Origin of the sequence: Marinomonas sp. 5E14-1, assembly GCF_039939215.1 — a bacterium.
Taxonomy (GTDB): domain Bacteria; phylum Pseudomonadota; class Gammaproteobacteria; order Pseudomonadales; family Marinomonadaceae; genus Marinomonas.
Genome location: NZ_JBDXMW010000007.1, coordinates 86,296 through 111,486, shown reverse-complemented (window position 1 = coordinate 111,486; position 25,191 = coordinate 86,296). Strand labels below are relative to the sequence as shown.

General features: G+C 40.1%; 22 protein-coding genes. 13 read left to right on the top strand and 9 right to left on the bottom strand.

Translation table 11 applies throughout. The annotated features are described in order from the left end of the window. Nucleotides 1–78: 78 nt before the first annotated feature. From ubiG to ABFY09_RS08260, 3 genes are all read left to right on the top strand, one after another. The gene (ubiG, locus tag ABFY09_RS08270; protein ID WP_347983837.1) at nucleotides 79–795 is read left to right on the top strand and encodes a bifunctional 2-polyprenyl-6-hydroxyphenol methylase/3-demethylubiquinol 3-O-methyltransferase UbiG; all 717 of its coding nucleotides are present in this window, start codon (nucleotides 79–81) and stop codon (nucleotides 793–795) included. A 26-nt stretch (nucleotides 796–821) separates the two neighbouring features. Continuing rightward, a complete protein-coding gene (locus ABFY09_RS08265; protein ID WP_347983836.1) occupies nucleotides 822–1,565 on the top strand; it encodes a YciK family oxidoreductase in 744 nt (247 codons plus the stop codon). Between the two features lie 74 nt (nucleotides 1,566–1,639). Continuing rightward, a complete protein-coding gene (locus ABFY09_RS08260; RefSeq protein WP_347983835.1) occupies nucleotides 1,640–4,681 on the top strand; it encodes an insulinase family protein in 3,042 nt (1,013 codons plus the stop codon). 8 nt (nucleotides 4,682–4,689) lie between these two features. On the opposite strand, the gene ABFY09_RS08255 is transcribed toward ABFY09_RS08260, so the two are convergent. Together ABFY09_RS08255 and fabV are read right to left on the bottom strand one after the other, a co-directional pair. Continuing rightward, nucleotides 4,690–5,211 carry a hypothetical protein gene (locus ABFY09_RS08255; RefSeq protein ID WP_347983834.1) on the bottom strand — a complete coding sequence of 174 codons (522 nt, stop codon included), beginning with the start codon at nucleotides 5,209–5,211 and terminating at the stop codon, nucleotides 4,690–4,692. A gap of 104 nt (nucleotides 5,212–5,315) precedes the next feature. After that, complete coding sequence (gene fabV / locus ABFY09_RS08250; RefSeq protein ID WP_347983833.1) at nucleotides 5,316–6,518, bottom strand: enoyl-ACP reductase FabV; 1,203 nt, start codon at nucleotides 6,516–6,518, stop codon at nucleotides 5,316–5,318. Nucleotides 6,519–6,699: 181 nt separating this feature from the next. Here fabV and ABFY09_RS08245 point away from each other — a divergent pair, with 181 nt between their 5' ends. Next, nucleotides 6,700–7,932, top strand: a complete 1,233-nt coding sequence (locus tag ABFY09_RS08245) for a glycosyltransferase (protein ID WP_347983832.1) — start codon at nucleotides 6,700–6,702, stop codon at nucleotides 7,930–7,932. A gap of 46 nt (nucleotides 7,933–7,978) precedes the next feature. On the opposite strand, the gene ABFY09_RS08240 is transcribed toward ABFY09_RS08245, so the two are convergent. Together ABFY09_RS08240 and ABFY09_RS08235 are read right to left on the bottom strand one after the other, a co-directional pair. Then, complete coding sequence (locus ABFY09_RS08240) at nucleotides 7,979–8,173, bottom strand: DUF1289 domain-containing protein (RefSeq protein WP_347983831.1); 195 nt, start codon at nucleotides 8,171–8,173, stop codon at nucleotides 7,979–7,981. 81 nt (nucleotides 8,174–8,254) lie between these two features. Then, on the bottom strand, nucleotides 8,255–8,971 hold the full coding sequence (locus ABFY09_RS08235) for a YebC/PmpR family DNA-binding transcriptional regulator (RefSeq protein ID WP_347983830.1): 717 nt from the start codon (nucleotides 8,969–8,971) through the stop codon (nucleotides 8,255–8,257). Between the two features lie 358 nt (nucleotides 8,972–9,329). Here ABFY09_RS08235 and ABFY09_RS08230 point away from each other — a divergent pair, with 358 nt between their 5' ends. Together ABFY09_RS08230 and ABFY09_RS08225 are read left to right on the top strand one after the other, a co-directional pair. Continuing rightward, on the top strand, nucleotides 9,330–11,228 hold the full coding sequence (locus ABFY09_RS08230) for a TonB-dependent receptor (protein WP_347983829.1): 1,899 nt from the start codon (nucleotides 9,330–9,332) through the stop codon (nucleotides 11,226–11,228). 15 nt (nucleotides 11,229–11,243) lie between these two features. Continuing rightward, nucleotides 11,244–12,317: a ChuX/HutX family heme-like substrate-binding protein gene (locus ABFY09_RS08225; protein WP_347983828.1), complete on the top strand. Its 1,074-nt coding sequence runs from the start codon at nucleotides 11,244–11,246 to the stop codon at nucleotides 12,315–12,317. A gap of 123 nt (nucleotides 12,318–12,440) precedes the next feature. Here the strand turns inward: ABFY09_RS08225 and ABFY09_RS08220 are convergent, their stop codons facing one another. The 5 genes from ABFY09_RS08220 to ABFY09_RS08200 all read right to left on the bottom strand — a co-directional run bounded on the left by ABFY09_RS08220 (nucleotide 12,441) and on the right by ABFY09_RS08200 (nucleotide 17,568). After that, entirely contained in the window at nucleotides 12,441–13,235 is a 795-nt protein-coding gene (locus ABFY09_RS08220) for a heme ABC transporter ATP-binding protein (RefSeq protein WP_347983827.1), read from the bottom strand. A 23-nt stretch (nucleotides 13,236–13,258) separates the two neighbouring features. Further along, on the bottom strand, nucleotides 13,259–14,317 hold the full coding sequence (locus tag ABFY09_RS08215) for an iron ABC transporter permease (protein WP_347983826.1): 1,059 nt from the start codon (nucleotides 14,315–14,317) through the stop codon (nucleotides 13,259–13,261). Nucleotides 14,318–14,320: 3 nt separating this feature from the next. Then, nucleotides 14,321–15,226, bottom strand: a complete 906-nt coding sequence (locus ABFY09_RS08210) for an ABC transporter substrate-binding protein (protein WP_347983825.1) — start codon at nucleotides 15,224–15,226, stop codon at nucleotides 14,321–14,323. 166 nt (nucleotides 15,227–15,392) lie between these two features. Next, on the bottom strand, nucleotides 15,393–16,562 hold the full coding sequence (locus ABFY09_RS08205) for a PLP-dependent aminotransferase family protein (RefSeq protein ID WP_347983824.1): 1,170 nt from the start codon (nucleotides 16,560–16,562) through the stop codon (nucleotides 15,393–15,395). A 103-nt stretch (nucleotides 16,563–16,665) separates the two neighbouring features. Beyond that, the gene (locus tag ABFY09_RS08200; RefSeq protein WP_347983823.1) at nucleotides 16,666–17,568 is read right to left on the bottom strand and encodes an acyltransferase; all 903 of its coding nucleotides are present in this window, start codon (nucleotides 17,566–17,568) and stop codon (nucleotides 16,666–16,668) included. 209 nt (nucleotides 17,569–17,777) lie between these two features. Between ABFY09_RS08200 and ABFY09_RS08195 the strand changes: the two genes are divergently transcribed. From ABFY09_RS08195 to ABFY09_RS08165, 7 genes are all read left to right on the top strand, one after another. Next, nucleotides 17,778–19,184, top strand: a complete 1,407-nt coding sequence (locus tag ABFY09_RS08195; RefSeq protein ID WP_347983822.1) for an ATP-binding protein — start codon at nucleotides 17,778–17,780, stop codon at nucleotides 19,182–19,184. Nucleotides 19,185–19,202: 18 nt separating this feature from the next. Further along, nucleotides 19,203–19,880 (top strand): response regulator, encoded by a 678-nt coding sequence (locus ABFY09_RS08190; protein WP_347983821.1) that lies wholly within the window; start codon nucleotides 19,203–19,205, stop codon nucleotides 19,878–19,880. Between the two features lie 26 nt (nucleotides 19,881–19,906). Continuing rightward, nucleotides 19,907–20,857 (top strand): AEC family transporter, encoded by a 951-nt coding sequence (locus tag ABFY09_RS08185; RefSeq protein WP_347983820.1) that lies wholly within the window; start codon nucleotides 19,907–19,909, stop codon nucleotides 20,855–20,857. Between the two features lie 204 nt (nucleotides 20,858–21,061). Next, nucleotides 21,062–21,949 (top strand): AraC family transcriptional regulator, encoded by an 888-nt coding sequence (locus ABFY09_RS08180; RefSeq protein ID WP_347983819.1) that lies wholly within the window; start codon nucleotides 21,062–21,064, stop codon nucleotides 21,947–21,949. Between the two features lie 22 nt (nucleotides 21,950–21,971). Continuing rightward, entirely contained in the window at nucleotides 21,972–22,508 is a 537-nt protein-coding gene (locus ABFY09_RS08175) for a flavodoxin (RefSeq protein ID WP_347983818.1), read from the top strand. Nucleotides 22,509–22,748: 240 nt separating this feature from the next. Next, nucleotides 22,749–23,063 carry a DUF3301 domain-containing protein gene (locus ABFY09_RS08170; protein ID WP_347983817.1) on the top strand — a complete coding sequence of 105 codons (315 nt, stop codon included), beginning with the start codon at nucleotides 22,749–22,751 and terminating at the stop codon, nucleotides 23,061–23,063. A gap of 217 nt (nucleotides 23,064–23,280) precedes the next feature. Next, entirely contained in the window at nucleotides 23,281–25,167 is a 1,887-nt protein-coding gene (locus ABFY09_RS08165) for a methyl-accepting chemotaxis protein (protein WP_347983816.1), read from the top strand. Nucleotides 25,168–25,191 lie beyond the last annotated feature (24 nt).

Below are 25,191 nucleotides of genomic sequence, written 5' to 3'. Positions count from 1 at the left end.
TAGAAAACACACTCACTAACTCAGCACATCGAGTAAGCTCTAAATTCTCTAGCGACAAACAAAGACGGGGAAATACATATGACCAACCCACAACAAAACAATGTAGATTTAAATGAAGTTGCGAAGTTTGAAGCGCTTGCAAGTCGTTGGTGGGACAAAGAAAATGAATTCAAACCATTACATGATATCAACCCGCTACGCACAGATTATGTAAACGAAAACACAGGCGGACTTTCCGGCAAAAAAGTGATCGATGTAGGTTGCGGTGGCGGCATTCTATCTGAAGCCATGGCAAAACTTGGTGCAAATGTAAAAGGCATCGACATGGGCGAAGCACCTCTCGCTGTCGCCAAACTACATTTAGAAGAATCTCAACTCGATATCGACTACGAGAAAATCACAGCAGAAGAAATCGCCCAGCGGGAAGCTAGCCAATACGATGTGGTCACTTGCCTAGAAATGCTTGAGCATGTTCCAGACCCATCTTCCGTAATTAAAGCCTGCATGACTCTTGTAAAACCTGGCGGCCATGTTTTCTTCTCTACTATAAACCGCAACCCTAAAGCCTACTTATTTGCCATTATTGGAGCAGAATATATTTTAAATATGCTTCCAAAAGGCACTCACGATTACGCTAAATTCATTCAACCTGCCGAACTAAACAACTATGCAAGACAGACAGGACTAGAAGTAAAGCACATGACAGGCATGACCTATAATCCACTCACTAAGGTCTACAAACTGAACGACAAAGACGTGTCTGTAAACTACCTAATGCACACTCAAAAACCCTAAGCCTCAATTAGGCAAAAGGAGGAGATATGTTTACTTATCAAGCTCCAGATCAACTACTCAAAGACAAGATCATTCTTGTAACTGGCGCAGGTGATGGCATTGGAAAAACCGCAGCCATCACCTACGCAAAATACGGCGCAACTGTGATTTTGTTAGGTCGAACTACAAAAAAACTCGAAGCCGTTTACGACCAAATTGAAGATCTCGGCTATCCGCAAGCAGCGATCATTCCGCTCAATCTGGATGGCGCTGCAGAACACGACTACCTAGAAATAGCCAACACTATTGAAAATGAATTCGGCCATCTGGATGGTGCCCTTCACAATGCCAGCTTACTCGGCAGCAGAGCACCTTTAGCGAGCTACGACCCAACTTTATTCGAACAAGTCATGCGAGTGAACGTCACCAGCCAATTACTGCTCTCACAAGCTCTAATGCCACTTTTACAAAAATCCAAAGAGGCTTCCATTATCTTTACGTCTTCCGGAGTCGGTCGCACTGCAAGGCCAAACTGGGGTGCTTATGCCGTTTCCAAGTTCGCTACCGAAGCCATGATGCAACTATTTGCGGCCGAGCTTGCAACGTCGTCTCCAAACATACGCGCAAATGCGATCAACCCTGGTGGAACGAGAACCAGCATGAGAGCCACTGCATTCCCAGAAGAAGATCCACAAACACTACCACTGCCTGAAGATATCATGCCGCTTTACTTATATTTAATCGGTAAAGACAGCCTTACAATCAACGGCCAATCCATTAATGCTCAATAAATTCTTTACTTTGACGCAATGGAAAGCAAAACCCCCCATTGCGTCTACTCATAAGCTTCAGTTAATCTGAATCAATGATTCATATTATTAAGAAGCTCATTCCCTTTTTCGCTTTGCTTACTGCACTCGCGTCATATCCCATCCTAGCGGATGAAGTCAAAGTTTCTACAAATCCAGAGACAGATGAATTAATGAATCAAAACAACATGGATCGCACACCTCTTATTCCTACAGCTACCATCATTCCAAATAAAAGCCTAACGGATCAAAATAGCTACTACACAACCACATTACCAAACCACCTTAAGGTCATACTAATAAACGACCCTCAAGCCGAGCGTTTCTCTGCTTCTTTATCTGTAAATGTAGGCAGCTTTAATGACCCTAAAGACCAACAAGGGCTTGCTCACTTCTTGGAACACATGCTTTTTCTAGGTACAGAAAAATACCCAGAATCAGGCAACTATCAATCTTATATCAGTACTCATGGTGGCACGCATAACGCCTATACAAGCACAGACACAACAAACTTCTTTTTTGACATAAAACCTTCTGGCTATGAAGGTGCCATCGATCGCTTCGCACAGTTTTTCATCTCGCCTTTATTCAGTGAATCACTCACTCAAAGAGAGAAAAATGCAGTCGATGCAGAATATAAAGCAAAATTTAAAAACGAGAGTCGACGCAACAACCAAGCTTTCAAAACACTAATTAACCAAGACCACCCATACAATAGATTTACTGTCGGTAATCTAGACACTCTTAAAGACAGACCAGAAAACCCACTAAGAGAGCAATTACTGTCTTTGTATACAGCAAACTATTATGCAGAAAACATGGCACTGGTAATGGTTGCTAATCTTTCTTATGAAGAAATGGCGAGGCTTGCCACAGAATATTTTTCTGATATAACAAGCCAATCTGTGTCTACTCAAAAGACTCCAGATAGAGCCTCATTACAGTCTGAACAAGCACAGCCAGAACAAACTCAATCGCTACCACCGACACTCATCCCAATTAACAAACCTCGCCTGCAATTTATTCGCCCTCTTATCGATAAAGACACGCTCTATTTTTACTACCAAATAGACGCCCAATTACTCAATTACAAAACACAACCCACAAGGTACTTGTCTTATATTTTAGGAAATGAAAATAAAGGCTCGCTCTATGCCTCGTTAAAATCTGAAGGACTTATTAATAGCATCTCCGCCAACACCAGCTCAGATTATGGAAGCAATGCTTTCTTTACTGTCAAAATGAGGTTAACCGAAGCGGGAATGGAAAAAATCGACACTGTGGCACAACGTTTTTTTGCCACAATAAACCTACTGAGATCCTCCTCCATTAACCCCATTTATTTGGAGGAAGGCCTCAAGTTAAGCCAAATGATGTTTAATCATCAAAGTTATGTACACCCACAAAATCTGGCGCGCGCCTTGTCAGCAAAAGCACTTAAAGTACCAACGAAAGACTTATTGAGCAGCTTCAGAATAGACAAGATGGCCAGCAAAGAAGACATAAGCCACCTTCTCCAACAACTCAATACTGAAAACTTACTCATCCAAGTCACATCCAATAAAGAAATGCCGAATCACTGGGCAAAAGACACACCAGAATGGCAAATCGAACCCTGGTATCAAAGTGAATACAGCAACATTTTTTTCAGCCAACCTTTTCTCGACCTCATGAACTTAGCCGTGAAAAGTACACTCGTCACTCTACCAGAAAAAAATAACTTCATCCCAGAATCATTAACCATGATTAATGAACAGGATGAAGCACCATCTCTCGTTTTCCAAAAAGAAGGCTTTTCTTACTGGCATAAATCAGATTCTAGCTTTCACAAACCCACTGCGATGAACTTTTTAGCTCTGCGATTTGATAATGCTGCTGACACAGCCAAAAACACACTACTTAATCGACTTTGGAGCCGACTATTTAATGAGAGCGTAAGCGAATACACACACACACCTTATCTCGCAGGTTTAGGTTTTAATTTTTATCCTCACGTAAATGGTGTGACCCTACGTACAAACGGCTATTCAGACAAACAAAACAATTATCTCATCTGGTTGATTGATCAATTGTTTCTATTTCGCCCCACATTTGATCGATTTGAACTTGCCAAGCAGCAACTGCAAAAAGACTTATCAAACCAAACGAGCAAACAAGCATATCAAGGTGCCAATTCCGCATTAAATACACTTATTACAAAGAACAGCTTCACCACTAAGCAGCTTGAAGAATCTCTTGCGACCACTTCACTTAGCGATTTGCAGGAATTTATGAAGAATGCGCGCAACAACTTTAGTGTGGTTGGCTACAGCACAGGTAACTTAACCAGAGAACAAACAGAGAAACTAGCAAACACACTGTATGAAAGATTTGATGGAAGATTAGCAGACAGAGAAGGTATTTCAATACAAACAAAAGCCCTACCAGCACAACAAAAACTACACCATCAATTTGACTCAAGTAGCGATGACAGCGCTGTTTTATATGCACTCATAGACACAAGTACCCAAGAGCTTGAAGATGATGAAACAATAACGCAAAAGGCTTATTTCTCTGTCATGAGAAAAATAATAAACAGCCCTTTTTATCAAGACCTTAGAACCAACCAGCAACTTGGTTACATTGTGGGCACGCAAAATCTGAGCACACGCAACACCCCAATATTAGGCTTAGTAATACAGTCACCTAACAAAGATACCTTAACGCTAGTCAATGCAATCAACACCTTCCTTTTAGAGCAAAGAAGTCGACTCAGTACACTAGCAGAAGAAGATTTCGATGCAGCCAAAAGCACACTTTTAAATCAACTCAAGCTCCAAGCAAAAAACCTGAGTGACAATGCACTCAGCGAGTGGCGACAAATCGCGCAAAAAGAACCTAACTTTAATTTCGATGAAGAATGGATAAAAGCAGTAGAGGCCATACAAAAGGAAGATTTCATTCAATTCATGGAAAAAAAATTAGACTCTGTAGGCAGCACTAGAATTGTTATTCACAATAAAGCATTTCCATCTGAACTTACCGATTGGCAGTCAGCAGAGCTTCTGAATTCTCACAATGAAAATCAAAGCCACAACATGATGAAACAACTAAAATAGAAGAAAACTCAACCGCCAATTAACGCATCAAGCTTTTCTAGCTCTTCTACGGATGCATTTGAGCTTTTTGGTGAATTTACCCCCTGACCAACAGGAGAAAAAGCCCCAACATCAAGAGGGTTACTTGAAGAGTCAGGAATACTCTCGTTAACAACACCTATTTCAGGCATCATCCTCAAGCGTCTTTCTTGGATTTTTTCGGGAATATTACCAGTAAATAACACAGTAAATGGCGCCTCTTCCGTACGGCGATTTACCTCGTCGTAAATTTCTTGCTCACGTTTTGCGATATCGTTCTCTTCCAAATAAGACAGCTCGCTGCCATCTGCAGCAATCACAAAATTTGGACCTAAAGTCTGCTCCACCTGCTCAGCAGGAATGACGGAAACCGCATCAGGAGAACTTAAAACCACCTGATGTTCAGAGCGTATTAATTGGTTACCATAAATAACGTCCACAGGCTTACGCTCTATCGTTTGAGCACTCACCACAAAAGACATAACACCAAGTAACCAACAAAATCGCTTCATAATCACCCCAAAGTACGAATTGGTATACTATAAGAGATAAATAGACATTAAAAAAGGAGTTCAGCCCAAGCTAAACTCCTTTCTTTCATTACCCTTAATAGAAATTAAAGAGTAATAACTTCAAAGTCTGCTACTGGATCAGCATCCGCTTCGTAATCAACACCATCAATTCCGAAACCAAACAACTTCAAAAACTCATCTTTATAAAGTTGGTAATCTGTTTCAGAAAACAAATTAGCGTCTGTAATCTGTGGCCAAAGGTCACGACAAGCCTGCTGAACATCTTCACGCAATTCCCAATCATCCAAACGCAGACGGTTTTTATCGTCGGTAAGTTCAGATGGATTGTTATTGTTGTATAAGCGCTCAGAGAACATGCGGTAAATCTGATCCATACAACCTTCATGGATATTTTTTTCACGCATCACTTTGAAAACCATCGCAAGGTACAAAGGCATAACAGGAATAGCAGAAGAAGCCTGTGTCACAACAGATTTCAATACAGCAACATTCGCACCGCCATTCACTGCAGCAAGCTTACTATCAATCGCGGCAGAAGCACGATCTAAATCTTCTTTTGCTTTACCTAGCGCGCCGTGCCAGTAAATTGGCCAAGTGATATCAGAACCAATATAAGAATACGCTACTGTACGAGCGCCATCTGCCAAAACACCTGCTTCTTGCAAAGCAGACATCCAAAGCTCCCAATCTTGGCCACCCATAACCGTTGTCGTTGCGGCTACTTCTTCTTCTGTCGCAGGTTCGATTTCCGCTTCGATGATCACGTCTTTGTTTGTGTCAATCGCAGTAGATTTGTACGGTTCGCCAATTGGCTTAAGAACAGAGCGAATAACTTCACCTGTTTCCGGCATTTTACGCACTGGAGAAGCCAATGAATAAACCACCATATCAACTTGACCAAGATCTTCTTTGATCAATTCAATCACTTTATCACGAGCTTCGTTTGAGAAAGCGTCGCCATTAATGCTCTTGGAATACAAACCTTCTTCTTTCGCAGCTTTGTCAAAGGCGGCAGAGTTGTACCAACCGGCTGTACCTGTTTTTTTCTCAGTACCTGGTTTTTCAAAGAAGACGCCAATCGTCGCCGCACCAGAACCAAACGCTGCAGCAATTCGAGAAGACAATCCATAACCACTAGACGCACCGATCACAAGTACTTTTTTAGGGCCATTTTCAACTTTGCCTTTAGCCTTAGTAAAAGCAATTTGATTTCTTACATTTTGCTCACAACCCACTGGATGTGTTGTTGTACAAATAAATCCACGAATCTTTGGTTTGATGATCATAATTATCTTCTCAACGTCATGTTTTGCTTACGTCTTGCCTAACAATTCCTACAAACGAGGCAGGCAACACAAATCTGTTCGCCATGATACAATAGCCAAACGAATATGTCCTGATTCTCGTTTAAATCCTGAATCTAAAAAGCCTTTTTTTCTTTAACTCTTTTATTAAATAGAGAGCACTGTGCATTTACTAATCATTGGCTATGTCTGGCCAGAACCAAACTCTTCTGCTGCTGGCAGCCGCATGATGCAGTTACTCAACTGCTTCCATAAGAATCAGTGGCAAATTTCTTTTGCAAGCCCATCTCAACAAACGGAACACATGGCAGACTTATCTTTATTAGGCATTACTCCAGACCATATTGATTTAAATGACGCTTCATTCGACAAATATATCGTCGATAAAAAGCCAGACATCGTGATCTTTGATCGCTTCATGATGGAAGAGCAATTTGGTTGGCGAGTAGAAAAATTCAGCCCAGATTCTTTGCGGGTTTTAAACACCGAGGACCTTCACTCATTCCGACAAGCTAGACACTTAGCCTTAAAGCAAGGTCGAGAGTTTCAATTAGAAGATCTTTATAGCGACCATGGTATTCGAGAGATTGCCGCCATTCACCGTTGCGACCTTACGCTGATGATTTCCGAAACTGAAACCCAGCTTTTAATGGATGAATTTCAAGTTCCGGAAACACATCTACTGCACCTACCTTTTATGCTCAACGCATCAAACGACATGAACACATTGCCAACCTTTGAAAAACGAGAACATTTCATCAGCATTGGTAATTTTCGTCACGCCCCGAATTGGGATGCTGTGCTGCAATTGAAAACTGAAATCTGGCCAAAAATACGTAAACGCTTACCAAACGCTGAACTCCATATTTATGGCGCTTACCCTCCTCCCAAAGCCACACAATTGCATAATGCAAAAGAAGGTTTTTTAGTGAAAGGTTGGGCAGAAGACGCACAAGCAGTCATGCAAAACGCACGAATTTGTTTAGCTCCTTTACGCTTTGGCGCCGGCATAAAAGGCAAACTGGTTGAAGCCATGCAAATGGGCACGCCAAGTATTACAACGCCTATTGGGTCAGAATCCATGCATGGAAATTTGCCTTGGAACGGTGTGGTCGCAGACAACAATGACACTTTTGTCGATGCGGCCGTTTCTCTCTATGAAGACAAAAGAAACTGGAAATTGATGCAACAAAACGGTAATCGAATCCTAGAATACCGTTATCAAGCAACGCAATGGGGGCCTGTTTTAACAAAACGACTAATCGTACAAAATCAACTCAAAAATAGCTTACGAAAAAAACATTTTTTGGGATTGATGCTCAGACATCATAGCTTGAAAAGTACGAAATACATGTCCCAGTGGATTGAATTAAAAAACAAACTGGCGGAAAAATAATATTGAAATAGCCAAGGACTGGCCTATTGAAAAAGATGGGGACAGATTAATTACTGACAAATGGACTTTTCGCTTCGCGCTCTCGAACTTTTTTCATAACCACAAGCTGAGAAGCTTCATCCATACTCCCCCACAAACAAATTTCTTTACCCGTTCGATAACACCCAGTGCAGACACTCTGTTCGTTCAAAGAGCAAATATGAATACAGGGAGACTTCACTTGAGACTTGGCTTTTCCCATAAATTACGCCCTACTTTCGTTTGATTACACTTCAATAAAAAAAGACGCAGTGGCTTTATGCAGCTGCGTCCTTTTTAAAGTTTAGTATTCAGCGTTATGGTAAACACGTTGAACATCATCTAGATCATTCAAAAGATCAAGAAAGCGATCAAACTGTTCAACTTCTTCGCCATTGATTTCAGTCATATTTTGTGGCACAAATTGAATTTCATCAACTTCGAATTCAATTTCACCAAGAGCTTCTACTAATGCGGATTTTGCTTTGCCGTAATCAGTGTTTGGGGCAAAAACAGTCACTTTACCGTCTTCTAGCTCAATATCTGTTACATCAACATCAGCCATCATAAGAGCGTCTAAAACAACTTCTTCATCATCACCAGCAAAAACAAAAATTGCACTGTGATCAAACATGTGACTAACACTGCCTTGACCACCGATTTTGCACTTCACTTTGTTAAAACAAGTACGAACATCGCCAAAAGTACGGTTTGGATTGTCTGACAAACAATCAACAATAACCATTGTATTACCAGGGCCAAAACCTTCGTAACGGGCTGTATCAAAGTCCTCTCCACCACCACCTTTCGCTTTATCAATTGCTTTATCGATAACGTGCGTTGGCACCTGATCTTTTTTTGCGCGCTCGATCAGAGAACGTAGGGCCAAATTACCATTAGGGTCGATACCACCGGATTTCGCACAAACATAAATTTCACGGCCGTATTTACTATAAACCTTGGCTTTTTGATCAGACGTTTTTGCCATGGACTCTTTGCGGTTTTGAAAGGCTCTGCCCATTACATAATTCCTATTCTAGACAATTATAAAAACAAGATTCTAACGTGTCCCCTGAAAAGAGGAAACTACTAGCCACCATAAATCACAGAAAAGCTTTACCACGCCGGTTTTAAATACAAAAAAGAAGCAATGATTTTGTTTATAACATTCCTCTGATACCGCTTTGATAAATCGCCGATAAACAGTGTGGCTATTTTAGTGATTTTGAGCCGCTACAGGAAAACATAGTCCTTTTTGTCAATTTCAAAGATGCAATTGCAAATCTACATGATAATTATTACCATTATCAACGCTATTGGTTGTAGAGATGCAACATGCAAGCAAACACCCATTCACAATTATTTAGGTTAAAGAAATCATGCCATTTAAGAAAAAAGAACTCGCTTTATTAGTTTGCAGCTGTTTAGTTGTTAGTGCTCCAACATTCGCAGAAAGCGAATCATCTATTGAATTAGACTCTCTTATTGTTTCTGCAAAAGCGCCTGTAGATGAAGCTAGCTTCTCTGGTTCAGTAACGGTTGTAACCGCTGAAGACATTGCAGCGAGTGGTGCAACAAACTTAACTGACGTATTAGCCACGACACCTAGTATTCAGATGGTAAAAACGGGGAATAACCCGTCACTCTCCCCACAAATTCGAGGGTTAATTTCAGAGCAAACGTTAATTCTGGTAAACGGTAGGCGCATACCAAATACGGATAGAAGCGTTCCATCTGAACCAGCTTATCGTTACGGAATAGTACCCCTGGCTAATATTGAAAAAATTGAAATCATTCGTGGGCCAGGATCGAGCTTATATGGTGCTGATGCTTTAGCCGGTGTCATTAACATTATTACTAAAGAAGCAACATCGGATTGGTCAGGCTCGCTTTCCTTGTATACAGAAAAAATGGCCAGCTCGAACGGTGGTGATGGCCAAGGCTTGAGCTTATCGGCTTCTGGCTCTTTGGGCGAGAATGCCGATCTTTTAATATCAGGTGAAACCTCCACTACGGATTGGATTTTAGATGATGATGAGTTAAATAGCTTGCAAACCGGAAGAGATGTGAATAACTATCAAGTTGATCTAGGCATTGATTTAGAAAATAGAGATCGGCTTGAATTTGGTGTTCTTTCCTCTGATGAAGAAAGTGACCAGCTTTCGAGAGGTAGCGACTCAAATTCTACCGATATTGAAAACCAAATCTTCACTGTAGAGTATTTTACTGAAGTAGCTGGTTTTGATACGTCCGTCTCTGCTGTGTCTGGTGAAGCCAATGTGATTGAAGGGACCAAAATATGGCAAGTAAAAGAAGATGATCTTTCCATTGATGCTCAAGGCCAATTAAATGAGAATAACTATCTCAGTTTTGGTGTGAACTATAGAGAAGAAGAAGCGGATCGTGATGATACAACAGTCTTTAATGATAAAATTAATTCGACAACATTAACGATTCAAGATGTCGTTAAATTAACAGACGATACAAATATAACCCTTGGTTTAGCCTATGACTCACATAGTAAATATGGCCGTGAATCTAGTCCTAAAGTGAGCTTTTTCAATAAACTAACGCCCTCCGTTAGTTTTAAAATGGGTTATGGCGAGAGTTATTTGGCTCCCTCTCTGAGCCAAGGGTCATCCAGTTATGTTGTTAGTGCAGGTCCTACTCGTCAATATGTAGGTAATGATGATCTATTGCCGGAAACGGCAAAAACAACAGAGGCTGGCTTTACATACAAAGAAAAGAATACATCAGCTTCTGCAACGTTATTTCATACTAAAGTTGACGATTTAATAACCACTACATCATCAACATCAGGCAGCATTACAAGCCTTATATATACCAATGTTGATAGAGCTACTTTGAAGGGATTAGAGCTTTCTTGGTCTTTCTTTAATGACTCCACATCTCAAAAGTTAAACCTTAGTTACACATACCTTGATACTGAAAATGATGATACAGGTAAAGAGTTAACAGAGCGTTCTAGGCATTTAGCGAAGGCGAACTATTTCCATAAGGATATCTTTTCTGGTTTTGATTTAGATGCAGCAGCTCGCTATACAGGTACTCAATTCACCGATGCTGATAACACAGAAACAATAGGAGCTTACTTCTTAGCTGACGTAGGAGTGAGTAAAGAGGTATTTGAGAATACAACAATACGTTTCGGTATAAACAATTTAACTGATGAAATTGTTTACTATACTTTTCAGGGCTCGGAAGAGTTGTTAGAAGCAGGTCGTTCTTATAAATTATCGCTCACCTCTTCGTTCTAAGGTATTGGAGTATTTATGTCATTACCTGAGTTATTTAATAAGCCAATTCAAGAAACAGATCTGGCTATAAAATACAGTCACTATGTTAAGGAAAACCCTAAAGCACGACGTCGTGATGTGGCGAAAGGGATTACAGTCAGTGAGCTGGAGGTCATTGAAAGCCAAATTGGTTTGCAAAGCCTCCGTTTAAACGGTGATTTCAAATCTTTACTGAAAGATCTTCCTAGCCTTGGTTACGTAATGATTTTGCTGCGTAATGACTATGCCGTCCATGAGCGAAAAGGCATTTACGGCAATGTAAAAGTTGGCGGCCCTATGGGTATGGGATTGATTATATCGGATGATAAACGCATCGATTTACGCTTATTTCTCAAGCATTGGAAACATGGTTTTGCGGTAAAAGAAACAGTGGGTGCAGTTGACCGCTATAGCTTACAGTTCTTTGATGCTGAAGGGGTGGCCATTCAGAAGCTCTATCTACAACCCGAAAGTGACTTTCAGGCATTTGAAACGTTACTTAAAACCTATGTGAGTGAAGATCAGAGCGCCACCATCACACTAGAAGAAACGACGGCTGAAGAAAGCTTCGCTGTAGATGAAAAAGTGGATAAAGCAAAGCTGTTTGAAGATTGGTCAAATATGACAGATGTTCACCAGTTTATAGGATTACTAAAAAGTCATAATATTTCTCGTGAACAGTCTTTTAGGTTGGTTGGAAATGAGTTCGCCCAACGCTTTGATACCGATAAATTAGAAAATGTATTGCAGACAGCCTCTAAAGAGCAAGTACCTATTATGTGTTTTGTTGGCAACAAAGGAGGGATTCAAATCCACTCTGGTGAAGTTAACAAAATAGTAAAAATGGGTGACTGGTTAAATGTTCTAGACCCTGAATTTAACTTACATTTACTAATGTCTGGCATAACAAGTGCTTGGGTGATTAGAAAGCCTACTGTCGACGGTATTATTACTTCTCTAGAGTTGTATGATGCGGATAGTAATCAAGTAGCCCAGTTCTTCGGCAAGCGCGTCGAACGAGATCCTGAAAATCTTGCTTGGAGAGCGATTGCTGAGGCTATTGTTTCCTAAGCTAAAGCAAGGTTTCACATAGCTAGAAAAACAAGAACTAAAAAAGCGAGAGCCAATATGACTGGACTCTCGCGTTTTTATGTATTCTTTTCTGTCATTATTACACTAGAAGATGAAGATAACTTATTGTTTTCTGTCTAACACGATAACGGGATTTACCTTATCTGATTGATGAAAAAATTCACCTCGAATGCCATACACATTATCAAGATTCTGCCTTTGTAATACTTGCTCTGGCTTACCTTGAGTGACGATCTCCCCTTTATTTAAAAGAATGAGTTTATCCGCGAAGCTAGCAGCTAAAGAAAGATCGTGAACAACAGCGAGCACACCAATATTGCGCTTTGTTAGCTCCTTAGCAAGGGAAAGTACATGATACTGGTGAAACACATCCAAACTAGAGGTTGGCTCATCAAGGAATAAATAACGAGCTTCTTCTTGATCATAAGGAAACCAAAGCTGTGCAAGTACTCGTGCTAGTTGAGTTCGTTGTTGCTCGCCGCCAGACAGCGTCATGAAGTTTTGGTCAGACAGAAACTCTATATCCATAAAACGCATGACATCCAGGATAATCGCGTTTTTTTCTTGCTGTGAGACTTGCCCTTCGTAAGCAAAGCACCCCATAGAAACCACTTCAAATACACTAAAACTAAATCCCATTTCATAAGACTGAGTCATAACAGCACGAGTTTTGGCAAGCTCGACTGGCTTAAACTGATCTAGTGCAATTGTATTGATAGAAAGAGTGCCGCTGGTTTTAGGCATATCACCACAACAGGTTTTTAACAGGGTCGATTTCCCTGCTCCGTTTGGTCCAATAAGCACTGTTAATTCATTAGGAGAAATAGTCAGATTGACCTTTTTTAATAGCGTTTTATTTCTTATAGAAATAGATAAGTCTTGCGCCTCAATCGACATTTTTTTTCCTAATTGTTAGCTATTTAGAATCGAGAGGTTTGTCTATAAAGAACAAACAAAAAGAAAGGCCCACCTAATGCACTTGTCACCAAACCAATAGGCAACTCTGCAGGAATGATAGCAACACGAGCAATAATGTCAGTAATAGTCAGAAAACTAGCACCTAAAAGCATACTGGTGGGAAATAAGTATTTATGATCTGGGCCAATAAGAATACGTACCAAATGAGGTACAACAAACCCCACAAAACCTATCATGCCACTAATAGACACTGCAGCACCAATAGCGATGGCAGTAAACAAAAATACTTGCTTTTTTAGTTGGGAAACAGCAATACCCAAATGTTGAGCTTGGGCTTCACCTAGTAAGTAAAGGTTCAAAGGTTTTGCTAAGCGGCTAAGCCCAATTAAGCTAATACTAATCAGTGCCAGCACAGGAAGAGTAAGTGACCAATTGTTTCCCCCTAAATTCCCCATTGTCCAGAAGGTAAGTTCACGAAGCTCTTCATCAGTACTGATTAAAGTCAGAATACCTATTAAAGCTCCTACTATAGCATTAACGGCAATGCCTGAAAGCAGCAATGTGATAATGGTGAATTGCCCTTGCCGATTACTCAACTTATAGATAATAGCGCACACACCAAGACAGCCTAGCATGGCTCCCAGAGGAAGCGCATAAGAGCCAAAGAAGTCCATAAAATTAGGAAAAATAGCATTCCCCAAGACAATAATAGTAACCGCACCAAACGCGCCACCACCTGCGACACCAATTAGCCCTGGGTCAGCTAGCGGGTTTCTAAATAATGCCTGCATAGCAGCGCCACACATTCCTAGCGCAGCACCAACAGCAAGAGAAAGAAGGGTTCTTGGTAAGCGTATTTCAAATAGCACATTGGTACTTAATGAACGATGTTCGACTAAAAAGCCATGGCTAACATAGTTGGCGATTTCTGAAATCGACAATGACATGGCGCCAATGCTAATAGCCAATAAGAAGCTGGCTATCATTAGCCCCAACATGAATGGAATCGCCATAAATTGTAGTTTACTGCGCCCCTGACTCAACGTTATGGTATCTATCATTGTTTAATGACCGGCATTACCTTGAGTATTGCGTTTATAGCGGAAATGATAGCCTTCAGGTAAAGGGAACTGATCATGAATCATGGTTCCTAATTCCACTATTGCTTGCGGTGTTCTTGGGCCAAAGCCAAGCAAATAGTTACCATCAATGCCATAAACAGCACCTTTTTTAACCGCATCGGTGTATTTAAAATGGGGAAGCTCTGCAATATCACCGAGAGTATTATCAAATCGATTCATGACGATAATAACATCTGGATTTAGAGCTAGAGAGGACTCAGGAGATAGCTTAATCCAACCCCTTTGGGCTTGTAATACATTTTCACCACCAGCCTCAGTAATCACAGTATCTGCCGATGTGCCATATCCTGAAGCAATAGGAGCACCATTACCAAGAGCTAATAAAAAGAGTATTTTTGGCGAAGCTGTCGTGCTAGAAAGTTGTTGTTTTGCATAGGCCAATGCGTCTATATCAACTTGCATTTCTTCGATTAGACTTTGACCTTTTCCTTCCACATCTAGCAGCTTAGCCACCTGCTCTATTTTACTTTTTATTGCAGGGATCGTGTCGTCTGCATCAACAATGACGGTTTTAAGCCCAACAGCTTGTACTTGTTCCAACGCTTTAGTGGGCCCTGTATCGCTTTCACCAATTAATAAGTCTGGTTTTAAAGACAACACCCCTTCTACAGAGATGTTTCTCACATAACCTAAAAGTGCGTGATGCTTAGATGCATCGTTAAATGTGCTGGTTGAATCAACACCAACAATTCTCTGCTCTTCTCCAAGTCGATAAATTATTTCCGTAATAGAACCACCAGCTACAGCAATACGCTCAGCAGCTTGGAGATGGTGAAAAAGTGAAATGAATAGCAAAGATAGCGAAGCAAGAAGACGAGCGTTAATCATTAATACAACCTAATTTAATTTTATAATTCGACAGCCAAATGATAACCATTAACAAATGCAAGTCAATATTATTTTAATAAGTCACAGACGGTTCATCTCGCCAATACAGACAAGAGCCACAAAAAACATTACCAAGGCCATTCAAAATATAAAAATGATGTACCGTTTATTCCCTTTGGTCACGAATAACAATGGATAAAATAGAAATTGCTCGGCTCATTTCGCTGATCGAGACTCTGGCAAAACTCAACCTTAGATAAGCATCACTTTCTGGGTGTCTGGTCGGATAAAAAGGAACACTAGGTAAAACCAAAACATTTTTTTCAAGAGCTGATTCCATAACCTTTATAGCAGAAAGACCATTTTTCAATTTAACCCAGAAAAACATACCTCCCGATGGAATAGTAAATTCAACTACATCACCAAGGCGTTCTTTAAGTTCTTTCGCCATCGCATCTCGTTTAACTTTGTACTCTTGTTGAAGATTTTTAAGGTGCGCCGGGTAAGCGTCAGATCTGACAAATGAGGTAATAAGATGCTGGCTAAGACGGTTGCTGTGAAGATCAATCGCTTGCTTAACTTTCACCAAATAAGGGGAAAAAGCATCGCAAGAAACAACATAGCCAACTCGAAGACCTGGCCATAAAATTTTCGAAAAGCTTCCCAGATATAACCAAGGTGCACTCCGCATTAAACTCGTTATTGGCGTAAGATCCACATTTTCATAACAAAGGTCTCGGTAAGGGTCGTCTTCAATAAGGAGAATATTTTTTTCGTCCAATAATGCAGCGATTTCTTGGCGTCGTTTTAGCCCATAACAATGACCAGCAGGATTCTGAAAGTTAGGAATCAAATACACTGCTTTTGGTTTACTTCTTTCTATTGCATCACGCAGTGCTGGTATTGACATGCCATGCTTATCAGACTCAACACCTTGGACATTTGCACCTTGCAGATTAAATACCTGACAAGCAGCAAGATACGTTGGTTGCTCTGTTAAAATGGTAGAGTTTCCATCCAGGATTAGCCGACTTGCAATATCCAAGCCTTGCTGAGAACCGCTGGTTATTAACACATTGTTCTTTGTAGTATGAATGCCAATATCTCTCGCAAGTGACACCACTAATTCTCGTAGTTCTGTCTCCCCTTCACTTGCACCGTATTGTTGACTGTCCAACATCATGGACAAATCAGGATAGTTTGGCATCAGATTTTCATCAGGCAAACCGCCAGCCAAAGATAACATTTCTGGCTGCTGGCTATAATGCAGTAATTCGCGAACTAAAGAAGCTTCCATATTACGGGAAGAGTCGGTTAATAAATGAGAGATGTCCATGTTCAAAACTCCAGATGCATTAAGCGTTACAATGGAATTAAATAGAATCTAGGATTTTGCACACAGAAAAAAGATACAGTTTTAAAAAAATAGAAGAATACAGCTATGAAGTTGATGCTTTTTCAGGTCGCAATAAATGCTCAATTTGCTGATCTTTTTGGTGCCAAAGCTCGTTCACCCAAGCTTGGAAATACACTCTATATTCTGAATCATTCTGATAATCTCCAAGCAATGAATCGTCGATTGGCACCATTCGAGTATGAACCTTCACTTCAGATACTTTGCCACACAGATAATCAAAGAAGCTTGGAACACCTTCAGGGTAAACAATGGTCACATCAATTAAATAATGCAGTTTTCCATCCATTGCATTTAAAGCAAAAGACAAACCGCCAGCCTTAGGGGATAAAAGGTACTTGAAATGACTCGCCTGCTGCTCATGTTTTTGCTGAGTAAAACGTGTTCCTTCCAAAAAGTTCATAATTGAAACAGGGAAATGCTGAAATTTTTTACAAGCTTTTTTCGTGACTTCAATATCTTTGCCTTTAAGCTCTGGACACTTTTTCAATAACGCTGGACTGTAACGCTTCATAAAAGGAAACTCTAAAGCCCACCAGGCTAAACCAATAAACGGTACCCAAATCAGTTCGCGTTTTAAGAAGAATTTAATAAAAGGGATTTTTCGGTTAAACATGCGCTGCAAGATTAAAATATCCACCCAAGATTGATGATTAGACACAATCATGTACCAATCTTTACTCGATAACTCTTGGTCTCCCGAAAAGTGAATTTTGGACCGCCCAATACACTTCTGATTAATATTATTTATCGCGATCCAAACTGTTGCAATGTAATCCAATATGACATTTAAAACAGCACGGACATTAGAAAATGGCAATACAATTTTGCATAACGCTAAAACCATAACAGGAATAAAACAAAGTGTGGTGTTTAAGGAGATTAAGAAAAAAGAAAATAAGCCCTTAAATAGAGAAATGAAACGCATAACTAAAACCAAAAGATATAAACTTAGTGCATACTACTAGAGAGACCTCTACATGGGAAATCCTCATTATTTGCACCACAGCCAAGTAGCCAAGTTTCCTATAAAAACTATATAGTAAAGATAAGATTTGCATCTCTATGCCTATATTGATAACTACAGCCTGTTATATTTATATAAACAGGACATAAAACAGGATCTCATCTCCAACCATGACCATCCCAAAAGGGTTAAAAATCCGGCACAAACTTTTTGCGGTTTTTGTTTTAAGCAACATTCTGCTGATTGTTTCTATGTGGCAAGTATTCCAATGGAGCTTTGACCGAGGCTTTGTATCATACGCGACAGAACGTGACCGTGACTTTTTAGAGCAGATGGCGAATAGAACAGCTAATCTCTACATCTACTATGATGATTGGTACTTTCTTGTACAAGAGAGTCGTACGGAAAAAGAGTGGTATCAAGCAAAGCTAGAAAATTTGCGCGATCTTGTTCCACCTCCAAGCACACCTAATTTGGACTTAATTTATCCGTCTCAATATTATCGCCAACGCTTCCTTCTGTTTGATGCGCAACAGCGTCCAATTATAGGAAAGATTCGTTTTACAGATGCTGAAGTTCACCCTGTCACCGTCAATAAAAAAATTGTTGGCTTTGTTGGCTTACGCTCCATCCGAGAATTGGTTCAAGACCAAACTCTGCGCTTTGTGCGACAACAAGGGGAAGCTTTCCTTTTAATCTCAGCATTTATGCTCGCCATTGCCGCATTATTAACATGGCCTCTTGCTCAGTGGTTAAGCCGTCCCCTCTGTTCCATGCAGATGGCGACCAAAAAACTTGCCGCAGGGAAGTTCGAGACAAGAATCGCTGTAAAAGGCTCTGACGAATTAGCAGACTTGAGCTGTAATTTTAATCACCTTGCGAGCACACTGGAAAACACTCGAGAAGCTCGTAAACGCTGGGTAGCAGACACTGCTCATGAATTAAGAACACCTGTTGCTATTTTACGCGGCGAAATTGAAGCCATGCAGGACGGTATTATCAAGGTAACGCCAGACAGCCTATCCTCTTTACAGCAAGAAACCTTGCACTTAGCTCGCTTGATTGATGATTTAAACCAATTGTCTATGTATGACACAGGCAGTTTAAATTACAACATGGAAGAAGTGCCATTGAATGAGATCCTTGAGCAAGCCACTCAATCCATGACCCTTCCATTTCAAGAAGCAGGGCTAGAATTGATATATGAATACAGTCAGAAAAAGCCTATTGTAATAAAAGGCGATTCTGATCGTTTGTATCAGTTATTCTCAAATTTGATGAATAACTCGCTAAAATACACAAATGCTCCAGGGAAATTGAGCGTAGAAGCGTCATCGACAAATAAGAAAGCCGTTATTCTTTTTGAAGATTCAGCCCCTGGCGTCAGTGAAGAAGATAAGAATAGAATTTTTGAACAGTTTTACCGAGTTGAAAACTCAAGAAACAGAGCAACCGGCGGCCGAGGTCTAGGTCTTACTATTTGCTCTAACATTGTGGAAGGACACCAAGGCACGATCAGTGCTTACCACTCTCAGAATGGCGGCTTAGGTATACAAATAGAATTCCCTTTAAATTAATACGGAACGAATCATATTATGAGTAAAATACTGATTATCGAAGACGAACCAAAATTGGCTGAATTGATGGCAGCTTACCTAACGCAAGCAGGTTACGACCATCACCATCTTGACCGAGGTGACCTTGCGGTAAATTACATCAAAAACAACCAAGTTGACCTTGTTCTATTGGACCTTATGCTACCAGGTTTAGATGGCGTAGAGGTTTGTAAACAAGTTCGTCAATTTAGCGGCGTCCCTATTATCATGGTGACAGCTAAAGCGGAAGAGATCGATCGCCTTATCGGTTTAGAAATGGGTGCCGATGATTACGTATGTAAGCCATTTAGCCCCCGTGAAATCGTTGCTCGTGTTAAAGCTAATTTACGTCGAGTTGAGTTAGACCAAACAGAATCTCCAAGAACAGATGGTTTTGACTTAGATGTAGATCGTCTACGCGCTACTTATAAAGGTGAATTGATCGACTTAACAACAGTCGAATTCCAACTGCTTCAATTATTGATAAAAGAGCCTGGCCGCGTTTTTGGTCGTGATCTTATTATGAAAAGCATTTATGCTGACAGTCGCGTGGTAAGTGACCGTACTATCGACAGTCATATCAAAAAGTTGCGCAAGAAAATTTCTGCTGTTGCGCCAGAACTTAATGTTATTCATTCTGTTTATGGTGCCGGTTACCGCTTCGAAAACAATGAGTAATTAGAGTTTCTGCTATAAGGGCTGACGTGAACAATTTTTTAGATGTACTCGCATTTTCTTTTTCTATAACCATGCCAATTTTTCTTATATTGGGATTAGGGATTGTTTTGTACAAGGTGAAACTTATCAATGATAACTTCATTGATACAGCCTCTAAGTTAGTATTTAACGTCACCCTTCCAGCGTTACTTTTTATAAGTATTTCCCAAACTAATGTCTCAAGCAAAACTGATTTTTCATTAGTTATTTATGCTATGGCTGCCGTTGTAGCCACTTATCTAATACTTGAAGTTTTAATGAAATTTTGGGTAGAGGATAAAGCAGAAAGAGCGGTTTTGATTCAAGGTGCCTTTCGCTCCAACATGGGCATTATTGGTCTAGCCTATTGCGTGAATGCATACGGCAATAACGTTTATGCTGTGGCATCTGTCTACTTAGGCGGTGTTACCATTTTATTCAATATATTGTCTGTCATTGGTTTGAGCCGTGGCTTAGGCGGTAATATCAATGCCTTTGGCATACTAAAAGGTATTGCTAAAAACCCTCTAATATTAGCCATTCTCGCAGCATTCGTCACTTCTATAACAGGCTTAAAACTGCCAGCCACTGTTTATAAAGCGGGTGATTACTTTGCGCAAATGACATTGCCTTTGGCTCTGCTGTGCGCTGGTGCTTCGTTGAGTTTTAGCTCATTAAAAAATGGGTTGTTTGGTTCTTTACTTGCGTCTGTCGGTAAGCTGATTTTTATCCCTATCATTTTAACTTTTGGAGGGTATATATTAGGCTATCGTGGAATGGAGCTAGGAGTTCTCTTCCTTATGTCTTCTGCCCCTACTGCATCGGCAAGTTACATCATGGTTCGTGCTATGAATGGAAACTCTGCATTGGCAGCCAACATCATTGTTATCACAACAATCGCTTCTCTGATCACAACCAGCATTGGTGTCACACTGCTAAGAAGCTTCAGCCTAATCTAGTTCCTATTTCTTTTTCTCAACTTTTCAATTTAAACCACCCAAAAATCTATTTAGGGACGGTAGCTAACCACCTGAGGTTAGCTCCTCATTATTTGTTCTATGCTTGATGAAAGCAAGTTTTTTTCTTTTCTAATGAGAATCACTTGCATTAATCTTAAAAAATGTTTTTAATGATAACCATTATCAGATTAGAGGTAACATGCAATGCAATTAAACATGCATGATTTGTATGACAGTAAAGGAAAAGTGAAAGCGGAAATGGCAGCTAACTTAACTGGCCATAAGCATATGAATGCCCTTTTGCCTAACCTACAATTACTCAATCAGCATTTGCATAGCAACACCAACATTATCATAAAAGAAGAAGCTCAAGCAGGCCTTTATTTCTCGTTTCTAGGAACAGGCCCTATAAACAGCATACAAGACATTCAATCGGTTCAGATTTCATATCAGCCAAAGAACCTTCATGGAAGTTTAGCCATGAAAAAAGATGATCAGCTTAGTTTGCTACAAATGCGTATTACTCCAACTCATCTAGCTTCGATTCTTGGAGAAACAGAAGATCACATTATTCAGCATTTCTCTTTAATGAAAGAAAAATTAGGAAACGATAACGGTGTTATTCAACTTCCTTTCACAGAAAAAATGGCCAATATCAGCCAGCCTATTTTTTCTCATAACGGACACTCTATCAGTTTAGCGGGTCAGGTTTATGCTGTTATTTTTAACTTGATTGAGCAGCTACAAATGCTGAATCACTTATCCGAATGCGAAAACTGCCAAAGAAAACTTTTTCAAGCGCAGAACTTAATTGAAGCGCTAGAGTACGAAGCATTAGACTTAAAACACTTAGCACAACGTATTGGATTGAACACTGAAGCACTTGCCATTGGCTTCTATCTCATCGTCGGACAACCACTAGATAGTTACTGGCAAAGTAGCCGAATCAAGTTTGCTGCAGCAAAACTGAGACAAAACCCAACAGAAAAAGGTAATATTGTCGCTCAAAGTGGCTTCTCAGAAGCACAATTCGAAGCCGCTTTTATTCAGCATTTTGGTGTCAGCAGTCACCAATACGGACAAATTCATTAGATTACAGGAATACACGCACAATATGGCTCAATCATCTATAGCCCTTATTTACGGCACTGATACAAACAATACCGAAGAAGTTGGTCATAAGATCGCAAAACAATGGGAAGAGTTAGGGGAAAGTGTTGATATTTTCAATATCAAAGACATCGAACTTAGCACATTAGAGCAATACTCTACTCTTATTTTGGGTATCCCTACTTGGGACTTTGGTGGAATCCAATCTGATTGGGAAGACATCGGCGATAGCTTAGGCGAACTATCTTTAGAAAATACAACAATTGCCCTTTACGGATTAGGAGATCAATTCGGATACGGTGATTACTTCATTGATGCAGTTGGTTGGTTATACGAGAAACTATTGCCAACAAATGCCACTTTCATTGGCCAATGGTCAACTGAAGGGTATGAGTTTGAAGCATCAAGAGCATGTGTCAATGACAAGAGCCAATTCATTGGTTTAGCCATAGACGAAGATCAACAGTTTGAACTCACTGACGAACGTATCGAACAGTGGGTTATCCAACTTTACGCTGAGAGAGCTGTAGAAGCTGCATAAATTATCATCCTGACTGGCCATAGAATTTAAGCAAACGACTCAAATTTGGACCCATACATTCGCTGCCCCGAATGCCAAATTTAGCTTTCTTTCAATGAGATAATATATGTAAGTTGCTCTACAATGCGTGAAGAACGTGACTACCTCTCCTTTCTCTCCTGCTTGGAGGTAGTCACGTATTTCTTTTCTCAGTCACTATTCGTTATGATGTCATTAACTCCATTATAGACAATTGGCAACATGAACATTCAACTCTCCGATATCGTTATTTTTCTCTTTGTTGGACTATGCGTGTATGCATGGTGGAGCAACATCTCAATTAGAGAAGAAGCCCTCATCAGAGCCAAAAAGCATTGCCAATCTCTCAACCTTCAACTTTTAGATGGTAGCGTTGCTGGCATAAAATGGAAACCTGTATGGCATCAAGGTCAAATCAAGATCAAACGAAGCTATAAGTTCGAATTTAGCTCAAGTGGCATTGCACGCTATTCCGGAGAAATCCATTATCTTGGCAATAGGCAGCAAGACATTTGGTTAAGTCCTCACGACTTTTAACCTATAACTAAAAGTACCTAAATAAAATTCTTGAATTTTTATGATCTTATCTTTATATCAATCAATTGCAAAATAGGTTCTAGTAGAAATAGAATGAAAACAACTGCTATTCATAATATCTAGGAACAGCAGTTATTAGGGAACACAAAAAATATGCTACGCAAGCTTACCTAGTAAGCAAATTGATATTCTATGTATCATTAAAAAAGGATGAAAGATGTTAGCTAATCTGAGTTTTCGTACCAAACTTCTATCTCTACTTATAGCTGCCATTCTTGGCTTTATTCTAGTGGCTCTTGTTGCGTTACAAGGACTAAAAGTTCAAGAAACTTCCTCCTCCAAATACGAGCACTTAACCACCATTGATAAAAATCTAGCCTCTCTCGTTATAACCATGATGGAAGAATATGAGTCGTTATCAGGATTAGACGATTCAAATTACAACGATTTCCTAGAAAGATTAGACACTACTCACAAAGAATCCATTAAGACACTTCAATCTGATTTGAGCTTAGTGACAGACCCGATTATTCAAAAGAATTTAAACGTCATTATCGCTTCCGTAAATCAATACAATGAAGCATTCATTTTGTTAGTTAATCAAAGACAAAAAATCGGTTTTAATGCAGCATCTGGCTTGAAAAAAAATATTTCAGAGTTAGGGGAAAAAGTTCTTAGTGAAATTTCATTCCTCAGCTTAGTAAAAGACGAATTCGTACCTGCACGTGAAGCGGTGAATAGTTTCACTTTTGAAACAACGCCAGAAAATAAACAAATCTTCATCTCTGCCTATAAAACTTTTTACAACACAGTGGAAAGTTTTGGGCTGGCTGAGCGCTTTGGTGATGTTATCCAAACCTATCTTGCTTCAGTAGAACAATTTGATGCAGAGTATCAAGAGCTTATTGCCCTGCAATCTTCCTTTGATGAGAAGAAAGCTCACTTCAATGAAACCCGTGCTATTGCTGTAGAACACATGCAAAAAGCCGTTATTGAGGCGCGCCAACAAGCTTCAAGCAGTTCTCAGAAAGCCAGTGCTAGCCTTATTATTGTCAGCATTATTGTGGCAATTTTAGCTTCTTTGATCATGGTGAGTATAGGTAACAGCGTTAAGAAAACACTTAACCAAATAATCAAAGACTTAAACAAAATTAAAGACGGCGATCTAACCGCCCAACTCTATGTAAACCATAAACGTAACGATGAATTCGACTCCCTTTGCAGCTCAGTCAATGAAATGACAAAAGGACTAGGCTCGGTTATTGGCGAAGTGGTCGATACTACTCAAGGCGTTAATAATATGGTCACCGAGCTAAATAAGTCGGTGACCAACATAGCGCAAAGCAATCGCTCGACCAATGAACAAACAAATTCCTTAGCCACAGCAACAGAAGAGATATCCACAACAATTTCAAGCATCTCCGATACAACGGAAGACCTAAGCAAGCAGTCTCAAAATACCTATGAATCAGCAAAAGTTGGTTCAAATACGATTAAAGGTGCTTTAACTAACCTTTCAAGTACGATTGAGGTGGTAAACACAACCAGCAAGCAGCTGAATGAACTAGGCCAACTATCGAAAGACATTGATAGCGTGATCAGCATGATCAATGACTTAGCCAATCAAACTAACCTACTCGCTCTTAACGCCGCAATAGAAGCCGCACGGGCAGGTGAAGCTGGTCGAGGTTTCTCGGTGGTAGCAGATGAAGTGCGTTCTTTGGCAGAAAAAACAGTGGACGCAACAGCAAAGATCACAGACATCGTTGGTACAATTCAATCTTCAACTCAGTCTGCGATCGAAACCATGCATAATGGACAAGAAAGCTTACACGCCATTGAAGAATTTAGTGAGAAAGCAGAAGCGGCCATTCGTGAAATTGAGTTACATGCCCAAACCAGCTCATCCTCTTCTATTGATATGGCTCGCTCTATTCAAGAGGTTGCTAAAACAGCGATCCATATGAGTGAGGAAATGGACAAGATTGTTCAGCAACTTCAGCGTGATAATGGCTACATTAGTAACATTGAAGGAAACACTAGAAACATTTACAACCAAACAGACAACTTAGATAAGAAAACCAGTGTCTTCGTTACTCGATAAATTAATGAAACATTGGAATAAAAA